The sequence below is a fragment of the Immundisolibacter sp. genome (assembly GCF_028696615.1).
Taxonomy (GTDB): Bacteria; Pseudomonadota; Gammaproteobacteria; order Immundisolibacterales; family Immundisolibacteraceae; genus Immundisolibacter.
Genome location: NZ_JAQVGQ010000258.1, coordinates 1 through 3,416 on the forward strand (window position 1 = coordinate 1; position 3,416 = coordinate 3,416).

At 68.4% G+C, this 3,416-nt stretch carries 4 protein-coding genes and 1 pseudogene; 1 reads left to right on the forward strand and 4 read right to left on the reverse strand.

What is annotated here, in order from left to right; all coding sequences use genetic code 11:
* The 4 genes and pseudogenes from gatB to gatC all read right to left on the reverse strand — a co-directional run.
* Window positions 1-325 (reverse strand): annotated as a pseudogene (gene gatB, locus PHC73_RS12810) (Asp-tRNA(Asn)/Glu-tRNA(Gln) amidotransferase GatCAB subunit B); the annotation flags it as partial.
* 34 nt (window positions 326-359) lie between these two features.
* Window positions 360-854: a hypothetical protein gene (locus PHC73_RS12815; protein ID WP_300128963.1), complete on the reverse strand. Its 495-nt coding sequence runs from the start codon at window positions 852-854 to the stop codon at window positions 360-362.
* Between the two features lie 11 nt (window positions 855-865).
* Complete coding sequence (gene gatA, locus PHC73_RS12820; protein WP_300128966.1) at window positions 866-2,338, reverse strand: Asp-tRNA(Asn)/Glu-tRNA(Gln) amidotransferase subunit GatA; 1,473 nt, start codon at window positions 2,336-2,338, stop codon at window positions 866-868.
* A 49-nt stretch (window positions 2,339-2,387) separates the two neighbouring features.
* Window positions 2,388-2,675: an Asp-tRNA(Asn)/Glu-tRNA(Gln) amidotransferase subunit GatC gene (gatC, locus tag PHC73_RS12825; RefSeq protein ID WP_048706960.1), complete on the reverse strand. Its 288-nt coding sequence runs from the start codon at window positions 2,673-2,675 to the stop codon at window positions 2,388-2,390.
* 170 nt (window positions 2,676-2,845) lie between these two features.
* Between gatC and mreB the strand changes: the two genes are divergently transcribed.
* On the forward strand, window positions 2,846-3,416 hold a 571-nt coding region (gene mreB / locus PHC73_RS12830), incomplete at its 3' end, for a rod shape-determining protein MreB (protein ID WP_300128973.1).

Sequence of the window (3,416 nt, forward strand, 5' to 3'; positions counted from 1 at the left end):
TGATCTCGCCGCCGACCACCACCGGCAGGTCCATCTGGCTGATCTGGTAGCCCTTGGGGAGGTCGGGGTAGAAGTAGTTCTTGCGTGCGAACACGCTCTTGTCCGCCACGTGGGCGCCGATCGCCAGACCGAAGCGGATCGCGCGTTCGACCGCGCCGCGGTTGAGCACCGGCAGCACGCCCGGCAGGGCGATGTCCACCGCGCTCGCCTGCACGTTGGGCTCGGCACCGAAGGCGGTGCTGGCACCGGAAAAGATCTTGCTGGCGGTGTTGAGCTGGGCGTGGACTTCCAGCCCGATCACGACTTCCCAATCCGTTCTGCTCATGGTCGTTTCTCTTGTTGCGGTTCGCGGCAAATGCTCAGTGGCATTCGCCGCTGGTCCGATCGACGATGATCGGCCATACGTAGTCGAAAGTGCCGCGGCTGCAGCGCCGCGCGCAGTTGGAGAAGCCCACTGTCACCTGCTGGCCCTGTTCCCAGATGTTGACGGTGCAGCCGTCCTGCGCGCGCAACTCCACGCTTGGCAGGCGGCGGGTCTGGGTGAAGGGGCCGTCGAAGCGGCAGCTGCCGCGGCGCGGTATGTCCACCGTGGCGCTGAACGCCTTCACCTCGGCATGGCTGATGTCGAGGACGGCCGTTGCCGCGTAGCCGGCTTCGTCGCGGAAGCGGCAATTGGCCTTCACGTCCAGCGGGCGCACCGGCATCGGCTTCAGGCGGCCGGGCGCCTCGCTCGGGCGGGCGACGTCCGGCGGCGCAGACGGCGGTGCCGGCGGCAGCACGCCGCAGGACGCCAGCAGCCCGCCGGCGAACACGAAAAGCCCGTGACGGAGCGTGTGGCGCAGCGCTGCCCGCATCGCGGTCTGTCTCAGGCGGCGGTGGCCGGCCGGCGGGCGTGCCAGTCGGTGACCTGCTGGAAGCGGTGTGCGGCGTTCAGCAGCCGTGCCTCGGCGAAGTAGTCGCCAATCAGCTGCAGCCCCACCGGCAGGCCGTCGGTACCGAAGCCGGCCGGGTGCGACAGGCCGGGCAGGCCGGCGAGGTTCACCGCGATGGTGTAGATGTCCGACAGGTACATCTGCACCGGGTCGTCCGCCATCTGGCCCAGTGCCCAGGCGGTGGTCGGCGTGGTCGGGCCGGCGATCACGTCACACTGCTGCAGCGCGGCCTGGAAGTCCTGCGCGATCAGGCGGCGCAGGCGCTGTGCCTGAAGATAGTAGGCATCGTAGTAGCCGTGCGACAGCACATAGGTGCCGACCAGGATGCGGCGCTTGACCTCGGCGCCGAAGCCCTCGGCGCGGCTCTTGCTGTACATGTCGGCCAGGTCGCCGTAGTCCGCGGCGCGATGGCCGTAGCGCACGCCGTCGAAGCGGGACAGGTTGCTCGAACACTCGGCCGGCGCGATCACGTAGTAGGCCGGGATCGCCAGCTTCGCGTTGGGCAGCGATACCTCGACCGTGGTGGCGCCGAGCGCGCGGTACTGGTCAAGTGCGGCCTCGACCGCGGCACGCACGTCGTCGGCCATGCCTTCGGCGAAGAACTCGCGCGGCAGGCCGATGCGCAGACCTTCGAGCGGCTTTGCCGAAGCCGGCGCAGCGAGTGCGGCGGCGTAGTCTTCGGTCGGACGCTCGAGGCTGGTGGAGTCGCGTTCGTCGAAACCGGTCATCGCCGACAGCAGCAGCGCGCAATCCTCGGCGCTGGCGCCGAAGGCGCCGCCCTGGTCCAGCGAGGACGCGTAGGCGATCATGCCGTAGCGGCTCACCAGGCCGTAGGTCGGCTTGATCCCCGTGATGCCGCAGAAGGCGGCCGGCTGGCGCACCGAACCGCCCGTGTCGGTGCCGGTGGCGATCGGCGCCAGGCGCGCCGCAACCGCGGCGGCCGAGCCGCCGGACGAGCCGCCGGGCACGCGGGCGGTGTTCCACGGGTTCTTCACCGCCCCGTAGTACGAGCTTTCGTTGGACGAGCCCATCGCGAACTCGTCCATGTTGGCCTTGCCCAGGCTCACCACGCCGGCAGCCTTGAGCAGGCTGACGACGTGGGCGTCGTAGGGACTGACGAAGTTCGACAGCATCTTCGAGCCGCAGGTGGTCAGCACGCCTTCGGTGCAGAACACGTCCTTGTGTGCGAGCGGGATGCCGGTGAGCGCGCCGGCCGTACCGGCCGCGATGCGTTCGTCGGCGGCACGGGCGGCGGCGAGTGCGCCGTCGCGATCAACGGTGATGAAGGCGTTGAGCGCGGGGTTCAGTGCGTCGATGCGGTCGAGGAACAGGCTCGCGAGTTCGACGCTGGAGATCTGCCGCGCATCGAGCGCGCGGCGCAGTTCCGGGAGGGAAGCGTTGATCATGGGTTCGGCAAGAAAGTGGGCATCGCGGCGAGGCCGGCCGCGAGGCGGATCATTCGATGACCTTCGGCACCAGGTAGAGGCCGGCTTCGGTCTGCGGGGCGACCTTCTGGAAGGCTTCGCGGCGGTTGGTCTCGGTGACGACGTCCTCGCGCAGGCGCGTGGCGAGCTCCTGCGGGTGGCTCATCGGTTCGACGCCGGTGGTGTCCACCGCCTGCATCTGTTCGATGAGGTCGAAAATGCCATTGAGCTTGGCGCGCGTGGCATCCACTTCGGCGTCGGAAAGCGCGATCCGCGCGAGGCGGGCGATGTGCCCGACTTGTTCATTGGATAGCGACATGAGGTAACAAAACCTGCTGAATCCACAAAGGTTTGTAGGTTATCATAATCGTCTTTGCCCCGCCCGGGGCTGCACCGCTTGGCGGTAGCGGGCGAGGCGCTGGCGTTGCGGCTCGCGAGACATTGCCTGCGGCACACGGCACAACCACTCCACCGGTTTCGGAAGGCTTCATGTTCGGTTTCCTGCGCTCCTACTTTTCCAACGATCTCGCGATCGACCTCGGCACCGCCAACACGCTGATCTATGTGCGCGGCAAGGGCATCGTCCTCGACGAACCCTCGGTGGTGGCAATCCGCACCGAAGGCGGGCCCAACGCCAAGCGCTCGATCCAGGCGGTCGGCCACCAGGCCAAGCAGATGCTCGGCAAGACGCCCGGCAACATCACCGCCATCCGCCCGATGAAGGACGGCGTCATCGCCGACTTCGTCGTCACCGAGCAGATGATCAAGCAGTTCATCAAGAAGGTGCACGACTCGCGCCTGCTGTCGCCCAGCCCGCGCATCATCATCTGCGTGCCCTGCGGCTCCACCCAGGTCGAGCGCCGCGCGATCCGCGACGCGGCCCTGGCGGCGGGCGCCTCGCAGGTGTTCCTGATCGAGGAGCCGATGGCGGCGGCGATCGGCGCCGGCCTGCCGGTGTCGGACGCGACCGGTTCGATGGTGGTCGACATCGGCGGCGGCACCACCGAGGTCGGCGTGATCTCGCTCGGCGGCATGGTCTATGCCGGCAGCGTGCGCGTCG

Bases quoted from the DNA above. Each gene is read 5' to 3' on its own strand.
- PHC73_RS12815 (WP_300128963.1), bottom strand. From the start codon at position 854: ATGCGGGCAGCGCTGCGCCACACGCTCCGTCACGGGCTTTTCGTGTTC.
- gatA (WP_300128966.1), bottom strand. From the start codon at position 2,338: ATGATCAACGCTTCCCTCCCGGAACTGCGCCGCGCGCTCGATGCGCGG.
- gatC (WP_048706960.1), bottom strand. From the start codon at position 2,675: ATGTCGCTATCCAATGAACAAGTCGGGCACATCGCCCGCCTCGCGCGG.